The 17991-nt window shown below is 56.2% G+C and carries 14 protein-coding genes, 1 tRNA gene and 1 pseudogene; 7 read left to right on the top strand and 9 right to left on the bottom strand.

The genetic code is table 11. The annotated features are described in order from the left end of the window. On the top strand, positions 1–471 hold a 471-nt coding region (locus tag FYJ85_RS06395; protein ID WP_206212999.1), incomplete at its 5' end, for a transposase. Positions 472–813: 342 nt separating this feature from the next. Further along, positions 814–3027 (top strand): hypothetical protein, encoded by a 2214-nt coding sequence (locus FYJ85_RS06390; protein WP_154417356.1) that lies wholly within the window; start codon positions 814–816, stop codon positions 3025–3027. A 188-nt stretch (positions 3028–3215) separates the two neighbouring features. Here the strand turns inward: FYJ85_RS06390 and FYJ85_RS24000 are convergent, their stop codons facing one another. The 3 genes from FYJ85_RS24000 to FYJ85_RS06380 form a co-directional block, all read right to left on the bottom strand. After that, positions 3216–3341, bottom strand: a complete 126-nt coding sequence (locus FYJ85_RS24000) for a hypothetical protein (RefSeq protein ID WP_268878719.1) — start codon at positions 3339–3341, stop codon at positions 3216–3218. A 190-nt stretch (positions 3342–3531) separates the two neighbouring features. After that, the gene (locus FYJ85_RS23995; RefSeq protein WP_154417354.1) at positions 3532–4077 is read right to left on the bottom strand and encodes an integrase core domain-containing protein; all 546 of its coding nucleotides are present in this window, start codon (positions 4075–4077) and stop codon (positions 3532–3534) included. Continuing rightward, positions 3969–4256 carry a transposase domain-containing protein gene (locus tag FYJ85_RS06380; protein WP_154417352.1) on the bottom strand — a complete coding sequence of 96 codons (288 nt, stop codon included), beginning with the start codon at positions 4254–4256 and terminating at the stop codon, positions 3969–3971. Before FYJ85_RS06380 ends, FYJ85_RS23995 begins: the two co-directional genes overlap by 109 nt. A 387-nt stretch (positions 4257–4643) precedes the next feature. Here FYJ85_RS06380 and FYJ85_RS06375 point away from each other — a divergent pair, with 387 nt between their 5' ends. From FYJ85_RS06375 to FYJ85_RS24375, 5 genes and pseudogenes are all read left to right on the top strand, one after another. Continuing rightward, positions 4644–5660, top strand: a complete 1017-nt coding sequence (locus tag FYJ85_RS06375; protein WP_154417372.1) for an IS110 family RNA-guided transposase — start codon at positions 4644–4646, stop codon at positions 5658–5660. A gap of 21 nt (positions 5661–5681) precedes the next feature. Continuing rightward, the gene (gene glmS / locus FYJ85_RS06370; protein WP_154417350.1) at positions 5682–7028 is read left to right on the top strand and encodes a glutamine--fructose-6-phosphate transaminase (isomerizing); all 1347 of its coding nucleotides are present in this window, start codon (positions 5682–5684) and stop codon (positions 7026–7028) included. A gap of 143 nt (positions 7029–7171) precedes the next feature. Next, positions 7172–8518 carry a phosphoglucosamine mutase gene (gene glmM / locus FYJ85_RS06365; RefSeq protein ID WP_154417348.1) on the top strand — a complete coding sequence of 449 codons (1347 nt, stop codon included), beginning with the start codon at positions 7172–7174 and terminating at the stop codon, positions 8516–8518. Between the two features lie 73 nt (positions 8519–8591). Beyond that, on the top strand, positions 8592–10481 hold the full coding sequence (locus tag FYJ85_RS06360; protein WP_154417346.1) for a hypothetical protein: 1890 nt from the start codon (positions 8592–8594) through the stop codon (positions 10479–10481). Between the two features lie 284 nt (positions 10482–10765). After that, positions 10766–11113: pseudogene (locus tag FYJ85_RS24375) on the top strand (DUF4432 family protein); the annotation flags it as partial. Positions 11114–11643: 530 nt separating this feature from the next. Here the strand turns inward: FYJ85_RS24375 and FYJ85_RS06350 are convergent. The 6 genes from FYJ85_RS06350 to FYJ85_RS06325 form a co-directional block, all read right to left on the bottom strand. Next, positions 11644–12927 (bottom strand): tyrosine-type recombinase/integrase, encoded by a 1284-nt coding sequence (locus FYJ85_RS06350; RefSeq protein WP_206212996.1) that lies wholly within the window; start codon positions 12925–12927, stop codon positions 11644–11646. Between the two features lie 125 nt (positions 12928–13052). Next, positions 13053–13136 (bottom strand) — tRNA-Leu (locus FYJ85_RS06345). A 90-nt stretch (positions 13137–13226) separates the two neighbouring features. Next, positions 13227–15341 carry a heavy metal translocating P-type ATPase gene (locus FYJ85_RS06340; protein WP_154417340.1) on the bottom strand — a complete coding sequence of 705 codons (2115 nt, stop codon included), beginning with the start codon at positions 15339–15341 and terminating at the stop codon, positions 13227–13229. Next, the gene (locus FYJ85_RS06335) at positions 15338–15700 is read right to left on the bottom strand and encodes an ArsR/SmtB family transcription factor (RefSeq protein ID WP_106054409.1); all 363 of its coding nucleotides are present in this window, start codon (positions 15698–15700) and stop codon (positions 15338–15340) included. Before FYJ85_RS06335 ends, FYJ85_RS06340 begins: the two co-directional genes overlap by 4 nt. Before the next feature lie 109 nt (positions 15701–15809). Continuing rightward, positions 15810–17051, bottom strand: coding sequence for a Gfo/Idh/MocA family oxidoreductase (locus FYJ85_RS06330; protein WP_206212995.1), 1242 nt, complete (start codon positions 17049–17051; stop codon positions 15810–15812). Positions 17052–17068: 17 nt separating this feature from the next. Further along, complete coding sequence (locus tag FYJ85_RS06325) at positions 17069–17947, bottom strand: hypothetical protein (protein ID WP_154417336.1); 879 nt, start codon at positions 17945–17947, stop codon at positions 17069–17071. Positions 17948–17991: the final 44 nt, after the last annotated feature.

Below are 17991 nucleotides of genomic sequence, written 5' to 3'. Positions count from 1 at the left end.
GTCAAGCAATATCCCGGAACCGTTTTGAGCGATGAAGTCATTTTTCTGCGTGGTTCGCAAGACAAATATCCGGAACGTCTCCGCAAAGTGGTCGTCTGCGATGTGGAAAACCATCGGACATTGACCTTGCTAACCAACAATTTTGAGCTGGACGCACAAACGATCGGCGACATCTATAAGGCTCGCTGGCAAATCGAAAGCTTTTTCAAGATGCTCAAGCAGAACTTCAAGATCAAAACGTTTATCGGCACCAGCGAAAACGCTGTCCGGATTCAAGTTTGGACAGCGCTTATCGCTATTTTGCTGACAAAGTATCTGAAGTTTTTATCGAAGGCCAAGTGGCATTTCTCCACGCTGGTGACATTTCTGAAGTGGAATCTTTTCGTCTATCGGGATTTACAGCAATGGTTGGATCAACCATTCACAAAACCGCCGGAGCCGGATTTATTTCAACCAGAGTTCGCTTTTTAGGACAGCTGATTTACAACAAAGGGGGGCTACTTTTGAGAATTGGTGTGAAATAGATGAAAATGAGGGGGCGTAATCAGAAAATTACGCCATTTTGAAAATTGTTAGGACAGGTGTGACAAACACTCTGAAAAATGGTTTTTTAGAGGTAGCCTGAATATCGAGAACATCCCGCGTTGACAGGAAAGGAGGGAAACGGCCCAAAATTTGATTTTTCGTGGCTTTTTGTGAAAAAGTCGGAGTTGGTGCGCCAAAACGGTTTTGACGCACGAAAAAACGAGTCATCAACAAGGATGAGCCAATACTTTTGAAATTGGCTCGTCAGACTTACAAAGGAAGATTCAGATGTTAAAATGCAGATGGAGTAAAATACTCACCGCAACCGCGCTGCTTCTCGGCGCCGTCGCGGCGGAGGCGAAAGTGGAAGTCGCTCCGGTCTTTTCCGACAACGCGGTACTTCAGCGCCGGATGGCCGTTCCCGTGTGGGGCAAGGCCGATCCGGGCGAAAAAGTCACCGTGAAGTTCGCGGATCAAACCAGGGAAACCACCGCCGGGAACGACGGCAAATGGTTCATAACTCTCGATCCCATGGAAGCGAGCAAAGAGAACCGCGTTCTCACCGTCTCAGGCCCGGCCAATTCCGTCGCCGTCAACAACATTCTTGTCGGCGAAGTGTGGCTCGCCAGCGGCCAATCCAATATGCAGCAGCCGCTCTGGACCGGCGGACGGTTCTGTCATCGCAACGCGAACGCGACCGGCAAGGAAGTCGCCGACAAGACCGACATCCCCACGCTCCGCTTCGTTAAAATGCCGAACCGCTGGAGCGAAACCCCATCCGATAACGAAAAGGTGGTCTGGCACGTCGCCAAACCCGGCGCCGCCCTGGAACGCGCCAGCGCGGTCGCCTTCTTCTTCGGCCGCGAACTTGCCCTCCAACTCGACGTGCCGGTCGGGATTCTCGGGGCTTACTGGAGCGGCACCCGCATCGAACCGTGGATCCCCCCCGAAGGCTTCAACTCGGTTCCCCAGGTTGCGGACATCGCCCGGCGCGTCAACTCCAAAATCGGCGGCACCAAAGAGAACAAGGAGATCAGCGAAAAGGTGATCTCCGAATATTCCGCCTGGCTGGAACGCTACAAGCAAGCTCTCGCCAAAGGCGAACCGCCCCCGGTTCCGCCGGAATTTCCGAGCGAACAGCTGCCCTACCGCGACCATCAGCAGCCGACCGTGCTCTACAACAAAATGCTCCGCGCCTTCGTTCCCTACGCGATGCGCGGCGGCATCTGGTATCAGGGCGAAAGCAACCGCGGCGAAGGCATGCTCTACCGCTATAAGATGCAGGCCCTCCTGAACGGGTGGAAAGACGTTTTCCGCAACCCCGCATTCAAACTTTATTTCGTCCAGCTCGCTCCCTACAACTATGGGAACAACCCCTCCGCGCTCGCAGAAATCCAGGAGGCGCAGCAGGTGTTCGCCGACAATGAAAAAGACGCCGGCATGGCCGTCATCAACGACGTCGGCGACGTGAGGGATATCCACCCCGGCGATAAGGAAACCGTCGGCAAACGGCTCGCTTACCTCGCACTCAACCGCGACTACGGCAAAACCGATATCAAAGCGGATTCGCCGAAACTCAAATCCCGCAGGAAGGAGGGCAAGGCCTTCATTCTCGACTTCGATCACCTGGAAAGCTGGAAGGTGATCGGCGGCAACGACATCCCGCACTTTGAAGTCGCCGGCGCCGAACAGGAATTTTTCCCCGCCAAAGTTGAAATCAAGGGAACGCAACTCGTCGTCTCCTCCGACAAAGTCGAGAAACCGGAACATCTCCGCTATCTGTGGAACCATGTCAACGAAGGCAAGCTCGCCAACGAAGCCGGTCTGATGCTCGGCGCTTTCCGTTTCGGCGAAGCGCCGACCCGGGAAAAATTGTTCGACGCCCTCAAAACCAACCACAAACTCGTCTACGAATACAACCTGAAAAGCGGTTACGGTTCCGTCGACAAGACCCGGGTCAACTACGTCATCGACAACAGTGACGGCATTACCGGCAACATCTCCCGCGTGACTTACTTCGTCGTGCTGGAGAAGCTGGATGGATCCATCCAGTTCGTTTCCGCCGCCATGGACCCCTTCACCCAAAACGCGAAACAGCTCGGCGTGCCGGTGAAATCCACCGGAGCAACCTTCCAGCAGCGCGTCAAAAACCTCCACGTCCTCAGCAACGTCGATGGCGTCAGCAACGGAAACTTCACCGAGGGAAATATCGAATTCTGGCCGAACAACTATGGCAAACGCAACGCGGCGAACGTTCCGGGCGCCGATGACGGCAAATATGATTTCGGCGATGAAAAGAGCGCTCCCGAAATCGGTTACGGCTGTATGCAGATCCATAACTTCCAACAAAAACAGACTGTCTTCGCCTACAATTGCTTCGGAGCGAACGCCAACGCCGACATCGGCATCGGCAACAACGCCGACGGCAACCCCGACTGGACCTTCAGCAATTCCGGCAAAAACCTCAAAAAAGCGACACTCTACGTCTTTGTAAAAGAATAGGCATGGGGAAGCAGGGGAGTGTTGCGGGGGCCGGGCCTATGCAAAGATTTCCGGATGCAGCAACGCGCCACTGCCACTTTTGCTGATTGGATGGTAAAGTACGCCGGGGGAGCGACCAGCGGTTTCGCCGCTGGACCGCGACCCCACTGTAGTGGGGATTTTAACCGCTTCGCGGCTTTTTTTCTTTTTTAAAGAATCGGCGTGAAAAGCGCGAAGATATTTTCGCCCAGCTTTCTTACAAACCCCTTCGCCAGCTCGCCCTCCGGGGTCGCCTGGTCAGACTTCTCCAACTCCTCCTCAAACTGCTTTCGCATCACTTCCGAAAATTTGCTGGAGGGTTCTTTTTAAACCTGAAAGTCGTCTATTTTTGTTTTAGCCTCAATTTTTTATGTCCGCAGTTTCCGCGATTCAATATTCCTGCGGGAAACAGCTATTTTCGGGAGTACCGACACGGACATAGAAACATCGCGGCATACGGAGGGTGTTTTAATTCCTTTTTGCCCATCATGCCGCCAAAGCCTCTCGCTTGTAGCCGTGAAGCAAGCCGCCGAGGAATGATACTTCGACAAGGTTGCCGCCGGGATTCTGCGGATAGGGCTGAATCATTTTTCCTCCGAGTCCTTCGTGCGGACGGTAATGATTCCAATACTCCAGAAATTCTGTAACGGCAAGCCGAATCTGCTTCCGCGTCCTGAATATGATTTTGTCCATACATTCCGTTTTCAAGGCGCGAATGAAGTTCTCGCAGCGGCTGTTCATCATCGGGCAGAACGGCGGCAAGCGCTTGGTAAGCCAACAGTCACCCCCATGGGATAGGTGTGGAGAGCAAAATTTTTGGTCGTGATTTTTTGCCTTTGAATGCGTCAGGATGGATTTTTCGTCTTGACCGGCAGAGATGCGGGATTCCAGTTGAAATTGCTCAGAGGCGCGTTCGTGTGGCTTTAACGGGATATTTCGGAGATGGGTTGAGGTTCCCAGTTTTGAGGAAGCAAAGAGTCGATCTGCGATGCGGGAGTGGTATTGATACGGATCAGAACGTCTTCCAGCCATTGACGGTAGTTGACGGCGTTGGCCTTGCAGGTCGCCGCGAAGGAAAACAGGATGGCCAGATTCTGTCCGCCGGTCTCGCTTCCGGTGAAAAGCCAGTTACGTCTTCCGATTGAAATTCTCCTCATTTGAATCTCAGCGGGATATTCTAATGTTAGAATATCCGGCTTTATCCTCATCATCTGGCTACTCTCAGGATTTGGCGATTCCTGCTTAATTTATCTGTTTTTCATGCCAAATCCTGAGGATAATGTTTTTGTGTGGTATAGTAAATCACCTAATTTTACAGGAGATGGTATGATAAATGACTGACGTTCGCGGTTTCTGCTTGCGGCGTGTAATTTATGGCGATTAACTTACACGTATGGAAGCGGACAGGTTGCAGACTGAATTTTTCAATGAGGCGCCTCGGAGACGAGAATGACCCCGGACAGGAGATTAGTCAGATCTGTAAACCAGAGCGCCACCGTAGAGAGCGATGTAGAATCGACTACTCTGTATAGGAGGATGGTGAGGCCGTGACAGCAGTTCCGCTTCGATTCGTGAAAAACGAATGGAGGCAAATTATGATGACAAGTTTTGTGGGAGTGGATTTGCACCGGAACAACTTCACCTATTGTATCCGGGAAAACGGCGAAGAGAAGAAAATCGGCAAGTGCGAAATCAGTGATCTGAAAGGTTTTGCTTCACTGCTCGGAAAGAATACGGTCATGGCGGTGGAGGCGACCGGCAACACGTTTATGTTTTGCCGTTTCCTGAAAGCTCATGTGGGACGGCTTGTAGTGGTGAATCCGTCGCAGTTTAAAGTGATCAGCATGTCCACGAAAAAAACGGACAGGCACGACGCGAAAGTGTTGGCGGAGTTTCTGGAAAAGGATATGCTTCCGGAGGTAAGAATGAAAGACGATTTACAGGCGAAGATTTCAAGTCTGACGCAGACCAGGGAAAAGCTGGTTCAGTTGCGTACCGTCTTGAAAAACAAGGTCAACAATCTGCTGGCCGCCAATTTCATTGTTTTGAAGCGAGAGGAGTTATCCACGGAGACCGGGCTTCGGAAAGCTCTGAGCTTTCACTTTGACCCGATCACCGATACGGAAATGTTCGTGGTCGTCGAACAAATTCGCAGTTTGAATCAAAGCATTGAAAAATTGGATAAGGCGATTGAGGATCATGGCAGTAAGATGGACGGGTTCAAGAACCTGAAATCCATTAAAGGAATCGGATCGAAAGGCGCGGCGACTTTGCTCTCGACAATCGGCAATATCCATGACTTCCGTTCTTCGAAGCAGCTTGCGGCTTATATCGGAATCGTCCCGAGAGTAAGCAATTCAAATGATACGGTCTGTCATGGACGAATCACGAAGAACGGCAGCAAAATCGCCCGGACTACATTGGTTCAATGTGCGCTGATCGCAAAACGGTACAGCCCGTATCTCCATGCCTTTCATGAATCTGTTAAAAGTCGGCGGGGAGGAGCGAAAGCCAATATCGCCTTGGCTCGCAAATTCCTCGATATCGTGTATCGAACATTAAAAAACAATTGGATGTTTGAGGATTTTACTCAATTCAAACTCGTAAAAAATTGAGTTTTTCTCGGCATCGAAGTGGTGTCGGATCGGCATCCGGGGCTGATTGTCGCGGTCAGGAAAGGCAGTCCGATCGTCGTCGGGATCGGAGAAGGGGAGAACTTTGTTGCGAGCGATATTGCCGCGCTTCTGGCTCATACCCGACAGGTGATCTATCTGAATGACGGCGATATCGCTGCCATTACCCCGGAAAAAATTGAGTTGCGTGATATTCGAAATGTGCCGATCGAACGTGAAATTGCGAAAATCGACTGGGAGACGGGAGCGGCTGAGAAGGGAAATTATCCGCATTTCATGCTCAAGGAGATTTTCGAGCAGCCGGAGACAGTCGAAAATGCAATTCGCGGTCGGCTTGATCACGAAATGGCTTCCGCCATTCTCTCCGGCATTGGATTATCGCCGCGTGAGCTGCTGCAGATCGGTCATATCGTCATCGCCGGCTGCGGGAGCAGCATGCACGCGGGACTGGTGGGAGAATACTATTTCGAGGACCTCGCTGGTATTTCGACCTCAGTTGAGCAGGCGGCGGAGTTCCGTTACCGCAATCCGATCATTGAGCCGAATACGCTGGTGATTCCGATCAGCCAGTCGGGGGAGACTGCCGATACGATCGCGGCGGTGCGGGAAGCGGCTGCCAAAGGTGCGATCGTCACGGCGCTCTGCAACGTGGTCGGTTCGACTATCGCCCGTGAGGCCGGGCGCGGTATTTACCTGCATGCCGGACCCGAAATCAGCGTGGCGTCGACCAAAGCGTTTTTGAGTCAGGTGGTGGTTCTGCTGCTGTTTGCACTGCTGCTCGGCCGCAATCGGCGGCTCAGCCGCAGTCGGGGAGCGGAGCTTGTTGCGGAAATCGAACAGATTCCGGATCTGATCCGGGAGGTGTTGGAACAGGCGCTGGAGATTAAAAAAATCGCTTCCCGCTACGCGCATGTCGATGATTTCTTTTTTATTGGGCGCGGCTGCCTCTATCCGACGGCGCTGGAGGGCGCGCTCAAGCTCAAAGAGATCAGTTACATCCATGCTGAAGGATACCATGCCGCTGAACTCAAGCACGGACCGATTTCGCTGCTTGACGAGAAGCATCCGGTCATGGCGCTGGCGAATGACATTCCTGGCCGGGACAAGATACTTGGCAATATTCAGGAGTGTCGTGCACGCAAGGCGCCGGTTGTGGCGATTGCCACCCGCGGCGACCGGGCGATCCGCGACCTGACACAGGATGTCATCGAAATTCCGCCGTGCAGTCGCTTTGTCGCGCCGTTGCCGACGGCGGTTGCACTGCAACTTTTTGCATATTACATCGCCGCGGAACGTGGATGTGAAATCGACCAGCCGCGCAATCTGGCCAAGAGTGTGACTGTGGAGTAAAGACGTGAAAAGCATGGATTCGAGTAAGGGGCACATGGTCGGGAGGAAACCGCAAATCATCCTTGATGAAGGAATTGAGCGGACTGTTCGGGATATATGATTTTGAATTTGTCATGATGTATTTTGACGGGAGAATGTAAGCTATGAAAAAGAAACTGTTTGGTACCGACGGAATTCGAGGGGAAGCGAACCGTTATCCGATCACCGCCGATGTGGCGTTGCAGGTCGGTCAGGCGGTTGCCCGCGTTCTCGGAACAGCCCGTTCTAGGCGTGGCAGAGCCGTACTTGGCAAAGATACCCGGATTTCGGGTTATATGCTTGAACACGCTATTACGAGCGGACTGCTTAGTATGGGAATGGATGTGCTTGAGGTCGGGCCGATGCCGACACCGGCGGTCGCTCATCTGACACGATCGATGGGTGCCGACTGCGGCATCATGATTACCGCGAGTCACAATCCCGCCGGCGATAACGGGATCAAGATTTTTGCCGCCGACGGCTTCAAACTGCCGGACGAGGTGGAGCTTGCAATCGAAGCGGCCATAACTGCCGGGGGAGATGGAGTCACGGTCGACCGGATCGGCAAAGCGTATCGCCTGGACGATGCCCGCGGTCGTTATATTGAGTTTGCAAAAGGCTCCATCGGCAACCATGCGCTTCGCGGGCTTCGGGTGGTGGTCGACTGCGCCAACGGCGCCGCTTATTCGATTGCTCCGCTGATCCTGCGTGAACTCGGAGCGGAGGTTATTGAAAGCGGTGTTGCTCCCGACGGACTCAACATCAATGAAAATTGCGGAGCGATGCATCCGGCGAATATCGGCCGTCTGGTTCGGGAACATCACGCCGATGCCGGTATCGCCCTCGACGGCGATGCCGACCGCGTCATCTTTTGCGATGCCGACGGCTGCGAAGTCAACGGCGACCGCATTATTGGCATGGTTGCGCTGGATTTCAAAAACAGAGGTCGGCTTGCCGGTGATACGGTCGTCGTTACCGGTATGAGCAATCTGGGATTGCATCGTGCGATGAAGCAGCATGGAATCCGGATCGAAGTTACCGATGTCGGTGATCGTTATGTCATCGAACGTATGCGTGAAGGAGGCTTCAACGTCGGCGGCGAACAGTCCGGACACATCATCTTCATGGATTATGCCACCACCGGCGACGGGCTCATTTCCGCGCTGCATGTGCTGCAATTGATGGTTCGGACCGGCAAAACTCTTGCGGAACTTGCAGCCTTTATGGATGTTTTTCCGCAGGAAATTCGTTCGCTTCCGGTGGCGCGCAAAATCCCGTTGGCACAGCTTGAGGCACTGCCGGCCGCCATTGAGGCATGCCATGCCGAGCTTGGAGAGTCCGGCCGCACGATTGTCCGTTATTCCGGAACGGAAAACAAAATCCGGATTCTGGTCGAAGCGGAGGAACAGCTTCGTGTCAATCACTGGATCGACACGCTCTGTACAACCGCAAGCCGAGAATTGAACGGTTAACCGTTCTGCGCTTTTGTCTGAAATACCGTTGAAAAAACTTCATTGATACAGATGTGAAGGAAAAGACGTATTGATGACTATGTCGTTTGATTTTTTCTCTTCTCACGGGGGATTCGTGTTGTATCCGCTGTTCGGCTGCTGCCTGTCGGTGCTGCTGACGCGGGTCTGCATTCGTGTGCTGCCGCGCCTGGGCTATGTGGACAAGCCGGGCGGACGGCACATTCATGAGCATGCGGTCCCGCGCGGCGGGGGCATTGCGGTGATTCTGGCGTTTTTCACGGCGCTCGGCTTCTATGCGCTTCATTCTCCGTTGCCGGAATCCCGGGAGCTTCTGGCGCGGCTGCTGGTTCCGGCGGCACTGCTCGGTGCGCTCGGCATTGTGGACGACCGCCGCGAACTGAAGTCGAAACTGAAGCTCGCGGTTCAGATCGTCGTGGCATTGATCGTCTGGTTCAACATGGATTGCGACTACACGATTCTCGGCTGGCCGGTCCCGTGGTTTCTTTCGCTGGCGCTGACGGTCGGCTGGGTGATCGTCATCCTGAACGCGTTCAACCTGATCGACGGACTCGACGGGCTCGCTTCCGGACTCGCGATCGTGTCGGCGGGATGCATGGCGATCTGGTTCCTGCCGGCGGGCGGACACGCGCCGGAGGCGATGAGCATGCAGATTCTGGCCGGCACATGTTTCGGCTTCCTGCGCTACAACTTCCATCCTGCGCGGATTTTCCTCGGGGACACCGGCAGTACGTTCCTCGGGCTGATCTTTGCGATTACCGGGCTTTCGACCATCGACCGTGCGGTGACGGCGACCTCGCTGCTGCTGCCGCTGCTGGCGATCGGGGTTCCGCTCTTCGACGTGGTTCTCGCCATCTGGCGGCGCAGCGCCCGGAAACTGCTTGATCCGCATTCCGGCGGCATCATGGACGGCGACCAGGACCATCTGCACCACCGGCTGCTGCGCGAAACGCGCAAGCAGACCACGACCGCCCTTCTGATGTATCTGATCGGCTGCGGATTCGCGGCCGCGGCGCTGCTTTTGCTCTTTCTGCGCCATTCGACTCTGGCGATCGGCTATATCCTGCTGCTGCTCGGCGTCCTGATCGCGATCCGGCAGCTGGCCGGGGTCGAACTGTACGCTTCGGCCCGGCTGATCCGGAACGGGCTGATCAAGCCGCGGCGCGGACTGCTGATCAACCTCGTACATCCGTTCATTGACTTTTTTCTGATCGGCGTGTCGTTCGTGACGGCCTGCTGGACGACCTGCGGAACGGCCGGCAATCTGCGGATTTTCCTCTGCACGTTCGGACCGCTCGCGCTGCTGCTCTGCCTCTCCGGCACTTACCGGGTCTACTGGCTGCGGGCCGGAATCAACGACTACTGCCGGCTGAAAATGCTGCTGCTTCTCGGTTCGGTCCTGGCCTGTTCGCTGCTGTTTCTGCTCGAATATCGGAATATGGCGCAGCTGTACAGCATTGATCTGCGGCAGTTTATCGGCGGATCGATCGTTTTTTCGGCACTGAGCGTGCTGCTGATCGTCGGGGAACGGCTGCTGATTCACTATGCGGAGTGGTTCTGGTTCCGGAAGCTCGATCTGCAGCATCAGGCGCCGGACCGTCTGCGGTTGCTGATTTACGGCGGCGGACTCAACTGCCGGGTTTTCATCAGCACGCTGTATTGCGCGCAGAAATCCGGCGACAGGGAGCAGATCGTCGGAATCATCGACGACGACCCGGTGCTGGCCGGACTGCACGTCTACGGTTTTCCTGTGTTCGGCGGCAGCCGACAGCTCGGGGAGGTCTATGAGAAGCAGCCGTTCGACAAGCTGCTGGTCACCACCCGCGGCGACGATCCGGAGAAGATGCGGCAGCTTGCGGAATTCTGCTGCCGCCGCCGCGTCATCCTGAGCAAACTGGTCATCGGCGAAGAAACGGTATCGGAGAGCGATCGGCAAATCGCCTGACAAATGCGGTACGGAAAATTCCTGCTATTGAATCAGGAAAAAAGTCGCATTCCGGAAACAGGCGACCGGGTGAGGCGTGATAAAATCCTGATGTTCCGCTCAAACGGGAAAGCGTAAAATGAATCTGGAGTTTGAAACGGCACGCCCCTATCTGGCCCATCCAGACCAGCTTTGCTACGTACGCCTCTCCCGTCCAGAAGAAGGAAGCGGCCGGAGACAACACATTGTCGATGTCTGTAGCGGTAGCGGATTGAAATTTCCGGCATTTTGCGCAAAGGCATCTTTTCAGCTCCAATCTTTCATTGGGACGTTCTATTCACACCGCCTATGGCGACAACCGGATTTACATCGCAGACCGCGTAACCAATCATGGCGAAGCGGCCGAGTTTACCGAAATACTTCATCACTGCAACTTAGGTTATCCGCTCATCAGTCCCGTCTTGGAATTTGAAGCCCCTCCCCATCGGATTGAACCGCGTAACGCCTACGCCACAGCCGGAATTGCAGAGTGGAACCCTTATCCGCCGCCGCTGATTGGCTTCGTGGAATATTGTTTTCGGCACAAGTTGCCTCCGATGCAGCCGGATGGGCACAGATGCGTATTCTCAACCGGCCTCTCGGGATTGCCGTAATAGTCCGTTATGATACAGCGGTCCTACCGTATCTGGTACATATGGAAAAGGCCTTCACGCAACGCTTACGTTCTCGGTTTGGAACCGACCAATGCCTCGTTGAATGGTTGCGACTCCGACCGTAACAATCAATCAATTCGGCAAACTGCTGGCTCCCGGAGAAACAATCTGTTATCAGATGGGGTTGCTTTTCGATACTCTGGTCCATCCTCTTGAGAAATAATCAGAAGCGGGGTAAATTTATAGATATTCGCCATTGTTGCCATCATCTGTTATTGCACTTTTGACCTGGGGCTTTGCTTGAGTCACCGTTGAACTGAACGAAAAAGGATATGCGAATGAAACTGGATTTCCGGATAGATTGGGGATATAAATATCTGTTGAGATTTTACGCTCAAAATCTCAAAATCGTTGTTTCAAATTCTCCGCTTACAGACTCATTTCAAGGGTGAAACGTTTCAAAAAGCAAGCCCCCCAGTTTCATTTTCTGGAGGCTCAGTTTCAACTAATAAGCTATCGTAAATAAGCATTTATGCTTTCAGTACGTGCCGGACACGGTTCAAAATTTCCTCGGTAGGGATATCGGGAGTATCGAGCAACTTCAATGCTTCTTCGATCCGCTGGCGATCGGATTTGGTCGTGATGGACGCGACAGCGGCAATCGCTTCCATTTGGGCCTCCTCTCCAATATGAATATAGTATTTATCAGCTATATCAGAATCGGTGCCGAGGATTGAAAGCAATACGGCTTTCGGGACACCAGCTTCAGCACAATGACTGGCAAAGCTGTGGCGCAGGGAATGAAAGCCGTAGACCGTTGCCTTCTTCTTGCGGCCCGGCACCTCCACGGATGGCTCCAACCCGATCCAGCGGATCACCCGGAGGATATCCAAGCCGACTTTATTGCATCCGACATCTTTGCCGTTGGCGTCTTTCTGCTTATATCGAGCCGCACAGTTCGGACAGATATATTCATCTCGTTTCCATGCCAATGCTTCCTGAAGCACCGTCAATAGCTGATCAGCAATTGGAATCGTGACTTCTTTTCCGGTCTTGAATTGCTTGACCCAGATGCGCCGCCGTTCAAGATCAACCTTATGCCATTGCAGCAGAACGCAGTCTTTCAGCCGTTGGCCAGTAAACATCCCCAAATGATAGATGACCCGGATTTCCGGTTTGTTCTTCACCTTGTGCGTAGAATCGGCCAGTACGTCCAGCAATGCCTGTTCCTGTTCGCGAGTAAAGGCGAGACGACGTGTATTGTGTTCCTGCTCCTCGCGGTCTTTACGCCAGAGTACAGAAGAATGAAAGGGATTACCATCGGGACAATACTCGGTAAGCGTAGAGAAGATTTTCCGCAGCCGTTTGATCTTGCGGTTGTGCGTATCAACGGCCAGTTGACGTTCCCGGAGCTTTTGTGCGTAGGCTTCGGCCAGTTCCGGCGTCACTTCGTGGAGATATTGACAGCCTTTCGGAAGAGACTTCAAAAAATCTCTCCAGTCTGCTTCGTAGGCGAGACGTTCGTTAACAGTCGCAGGAGTGGCACGGTTCGGGTGTTTTGAGTAAACATTCCACGTTTCGGTAAGCAACAATACATTTACAGGCTCAATCAGATTGCGCGCGTGAGCGACGTGCGCCGAAACGACTTCCATGCTGGTCGCTTTCAGAACCGGAAGCAGCTCTTTGACTTTCCGCTTCGCTTCTTCCTGATTTTTAGTTTTCAGGCTGATCGACTTGCGTTCACCGTTGATCTGATAACGGTAATGATATGTCCCGTTCGGTTTTTGGTAGATGGTACCGACTTCCTGCTTCATGACTTTCCTCGCCATTGCCCTGTTTCCTCATAACTATCCTCGTGAGCTAAAATACCACTGATTTCGAGGATTGAAAGGCAAGAGTGGCACAAAACGGCACAAAATCTTACATTCTGAGGTTAAAATGGTACCCGGGACGGGACTCGAACCCGTAAAGGTTTCCCTAACTGATTTTAAGTCAGTTGCGTTTGCCATTTCGCCACCCGGGCTGAGGGGAGGCGTTCATAAAATAGCCTCCCATCGGTCAAAAATCCAGTCGGCTTCGGAAAAAAACACATCTTCTCCGGGCGGCCGGCGTTTCAGCGGGATTTTACGCCGCCCAGCGCGCGGAGGGCGTTCAGGATCGCCAGCAGCGTTACACCCACGTCCGCGAAAACCGCTCCCCACATCGAAACGAAGCCGAACGCCCCGGCCAGCAGCACCGCGCCTTTGATTCCAAGCGCGAGCGCAATGTTGCCGCGCACGATTCCAAGCGTCCGGCGCGCAATCCGGATCGCCGGTGCGATGCGCGACGGTTCGTCCGTCATCAGCACCACGTCGGCCGATTCGACCGCGGCGTCCGAGCCGAGCCCTCCCATCGCAATGCCGACGTCGGCCCGGGACAGCACCGGCGCATCGTTGATTCCGTCCCCGACGAAAGCGAGCTTTTCATCCGGCTTCAGGTGTTTCATGATCTCTTCCAGACAGGCGACTTTTCCGGTCGGGAGCAGTTCGGCGCGGACTTCGTCGATTCCAAGTTGCCGGGCCACCCGTTCCGCCGTTTCGCGATTGTCGCCGGTCAGCAGAATCAACCGGTCGACGCCGCACCGGCGCAGCTCCTTCATGGCGGAAACCGCGTCCGGCTTCAGCGCGTCGGCGATCGCCACGCAGCCGAGGTAACGTGTGCCTTCAGCCAGGTAGATAAGCGTCCCCTCCGCACGGATTTCCGGAACCGCGATTCCGGCTTCCTCGAGCAGCAGACGGCTGCCGGCCCGGATTTCAGAACCGTCCACAGTCGCCCGGATTCCTCGCCCGGCGATCTCCTCGGCCGCACCGACGCGGCCGGGATCGACCGCTCCCGGCCAGGCTTTGCGCAGCGAGGGCGCGATCGGATGGCTCGAGCTGAGCTCCGCATGCGCAGCGAGCTCAAGCAGCCGGTCCGGATCGGCCCCTGCCGCCGGGAACACTTCGCGCACTTCGAACCGGCCCTGCGTCAGCGTGCCGGTTTTATCGAACGCAATCGCTTTGACGCTGGCCAGCGTCTCGAGGTAGTTGCCGCCTTTGAACAGGATGCCGCGGCGCGACGCCCCGCCGATTCCGGCGAAGAACGAAAGCGGCACCGAGATCACCAGCGCGCACGGGCAGGAGATCACGAGAAAGACCAGCGCGCGGTAAATCCAGACACCCCACGCCGCACCGGCGAGAAGCGGAGGAAGCACGGCGAGCAGAATCGCCGCGCCGAAAACCGCCGGTGTGTAGATTCTGGCGAAACGGGTGATGAAGTTTTCGCTCTTCGACTTGCGGTTTGCGGCATTTTCGACTTCGGCCAGAATCCGGCTGACCGTCGAATCGGCACTGCGGGCGGTCACTTCGATTTCCAGCACGCCGGAGAGGTTGATCGTCCCGCTCAGGACCGCATCTCCGGCATTGATGCGGCGCGGCTTCGATTCGCCGGTCAGCGCCGCCGTGTCGAGCTGCGAGGAGCCGGAGCGGACCACGCCGTCAAGCGGCACACGCTCCCCGGGGCGGACGAGAATCCGGTCGCCGGGCTCGACTGCTTCCGGCGCGACCACATTGACCGTGCCGTCTTTCAGCAGATTGGCGAAATCGGGACGGATATCCATCAGTTCCGCAATCGACCGCCGCGAGCGTTCGACCGCCAGCGCCTGAAAATATTCTCCGATGTGGAAGAAAAGCATGACGGCCGCCGCTTCGGCGGATTCGCCGACCGCCCACGCGCCGAACGTGGCCAGTGTCATCAGCAGATTCTCGTCGAAGAGATCGCGTGTGAACAGATGGCGGAACGCGGTCAGCAGCACCCGCCAGCCGGAGAGCAGGTAGACGGCGACGAACAATCCGGTCGACACCGGTTTCGGGAGGTCGTATGCCGAGCAGATCCAGCCTGCCGCGAACGCCGCCGCCGAGATGCCGATCACGATCAGGGGCAGTATCCCGGACGGATGCGCATGGTCGTGAGCATGAGCGTGCTCCTCCGCATCGTGCAGTTCGGCATCGGGCTCGATCTGCCGGACCAGCCGGGCCAGCCCGTCCCGCACCTTCCGTTCGGCGGAGCGGTCGTCGAGTTCAAGCGCAATCCGGCCGGAAGCGAAGTTCAGCCGGGCGCTGCGGACCCCCGGAAGCCGATGGGCTCCGGCCTCGATCTTGCCGGCGCACTCCGCACAGGCAAGGTTGCGAATGTAGAAAACCTGCTTCATTCTTCCCTCACATGAGTCTGGCACTGGTCGAAAAGCATGCCGACATGCCCGTCGCACAGCGAATAATAAACCACTTTTCCCACCTTGCGGCATTTCACCAGGCGGGTCTGCCGCAGAATTTTCAGATGATGCGCCACGGCAGGCTGGCTCATCCGCATGATCGCCGCGATGTCGCAGGCGCAGAGCTCCGAGAGCAAAAGCGCGTTGATGATTCCCAGCCGGGTCGCATCCCCCAGCACCTTGAACATTTCCGCCATGCGCGCGAGCATCAGCTCCGAATCGAGCTGTTTTTTTACCGCTTGAACTGCATCCTCATGAATTACGGTACAGCTGCATACGGGTGTTTCCTGCATTGCCATCGGCCTCTCCCTGATTCAACGATTAAACAATTGTTTATATGTTTAAATATAAAATAACCGGCTTTCCGGAAAAGTCAAGCCGGTTATGACGGAAAAATCGGGAGGAAAATCAGAATTCGGGTGCGAATCCCCAGTCCTGAACCGGAGTCAGTTCGCCGTCGCGGCGGGCGGAACGGTTGGCGGCCATGCCCATCGCCATATAGTGGCCGGCCTCCCATGCGTTCACGAGCGGCTGGCGGCGCTCGTAAACGCTTGTGACGAACTCATGGACGAGGTACGGGTGCGAGCCGCCGTGACCCTGCGGCACGAAGTCGCGGTTCTGCAGATCGCCGGACGAACGGTTCTGGACGGTGAGAAACGCTTCGCGCACCTCCGGCGGGAGCGGGTCGAAAAGCTCCGCATCGGTGTAGCGGGTCCTCTGCTCCGGGCGGATTGCATCGGTCTCGTCCGTGCGTCCGTTGTAATACCAGACGTTTTCGGAGAACGATCCGCGCGTGCCGATGATCCGGAACGTCTCGTTTTCGAGCGGACTGATCTGCCCGGCAAGTTCGCGCATCTCGGCCACACGCATCGAAGCGCCGTTCGCAAGCTCGAAGAGCGCGGTCACATTGCTGAATTCGTCATGGCGGAAATACGAATCGCCGGTACGGTTCCGCCAGCCGAACGCCGCGACCTTCCGCGCCCGTGTTCCCATGCAGAAGACCGGCCCGCTGACGGAGTGGGTCGGGTAATTCATCGGCGTCGACAGCTTGCCGCTGCGCGCGTACTGCTCCTCCTTCGCCGGCCACTCGCTGCCGATCCGGCCGGCGGTGCGGCGGCGCATCACCTCGCGCAGGCTGCATGCGCTGTCGACGTCGTGCATATACTCGCCCTCGGCATAGACGAAGTCGCCGAACTCCCCGGCCAGCGCCTTCCGGCGGCAGAACATCGCCTGCGGGCGGAAGCAGGTGGTTTCGCCGAGCATATAGTGTCTGCCGGTCCGCTTCGATGTCTCGATGATCCGGCCGCACCAGTCGAGCACTTCGTCCGAGTCCGGCAGGCAGGTCAGCGGTACCGCGCTGTAAACCTCCTTCCCGGACTCCATCGCCTGAATGCACTGAGGCGCATGGAGCCACGGCTGCGTGATGACGACGAGCGCATCGAGGTCGCTTGCGCAGATTTCGTCGAGCGACCCGTAAGCGTCGCGCGGATTGAATTTGTCGGCGAAGAACGGATCTTCGGCGAACTTCCTGATCCGTTCCGGCTCGCAGTCGCAGAACGCGACCCGGTCCACCAGCGGATGCGCCTTGAACAGCTGCGCGAACGCACTGCCGAAACTGCCGAGGCCGACAAGCCCGATACTGATACCCATAACCGTATTCCTTTCCTTTAACATGCCAGCAGCAGAATGCCGAGCACGGCAAGCAGAATTCCGGCAGTCCCCGTGACCCCGGTCTTCTCCCCGCGAATCCATTTTGCATAGAGAAAGAACAGCGCAATGCAGCCGCCGATCGCAACCGGATAAGCGACTCCCGCCGCACCGGCGTGGCTCAGCAGGTCGATCGCCCGGAACATCGTCCACTGACCGGCCGCCACCAGGACGCCGTACAGCAGCGCGAGCGGCAGGACGCTCCGGAAACCGAACTCTCGACGGCGGATTACGACGACGATCCAGATAAGTCCGCCGAGGCTCAACAGCGGAATCCGCCAGCTGAGCGCCGCGGGGCCGAGTCCGGGCAGCCGGTTCGGCACGAGCGTCAGCGTCTGCTGCGCGCCGAGCAGCAGAAAGGCGAGAAACGCGAACAGCAGAAAGATCCGGTGCGCCCGCCCGGCCGCGCGCTTTGTGCAGGAGGGCCAGCCGAGCGGCACGAGGCTGCCGAGCAGAATCGCCATGCCGGCGAGCCGCCAGGGCGTCGCGGCTTCCCCGAACAGCAGGATTCCGGCCGCAAACGGGCAGAGCATGGCCGACTGCGCAATCCCCCAGCTGACGCCGTGGCTGCCGCGACGCATCGCTCCGCAGAGCGCGAGAAATCCGAACTGGCTCAGGAGCCCGGCAGGAATCATCAGTGCGGCAACCGTCAGAAGCTCCCGGAGCGGAGCCGCTCCGGGCCTTTCGGCCCCCCAGCTCGTCAGCAGGAAGCAGAGTGCGCTCAGAAGGAGAAACAGATGGAAGCCCTCTTTTTTCTCCGCCGCCCGGCTGTACGCCACACCGACGCCGCACCAGATCGCACCGGTGACCAGCGCAACAAGAATTCCCTGCCAGAACATATGAAACACCTTTCTTTTTCAGAAAGTATACTTGAAAAGTTATA

The sequence above is a fragment of the Victivallis lenta genome, assembly GCF_009695545.1.
Taxonomy (GTDB): domain Bacteria; phylum Verrucomicrobiota; class Lentisphaeria; order Victivallales; family Victivallaceae; genus Victivallis; species Victivallis lenta.
The sequence above is the reverse complement of the archived record's forward strand: the minus strand, read 5'-3'. Positions and strand labels throughout refer to the sequence as shown.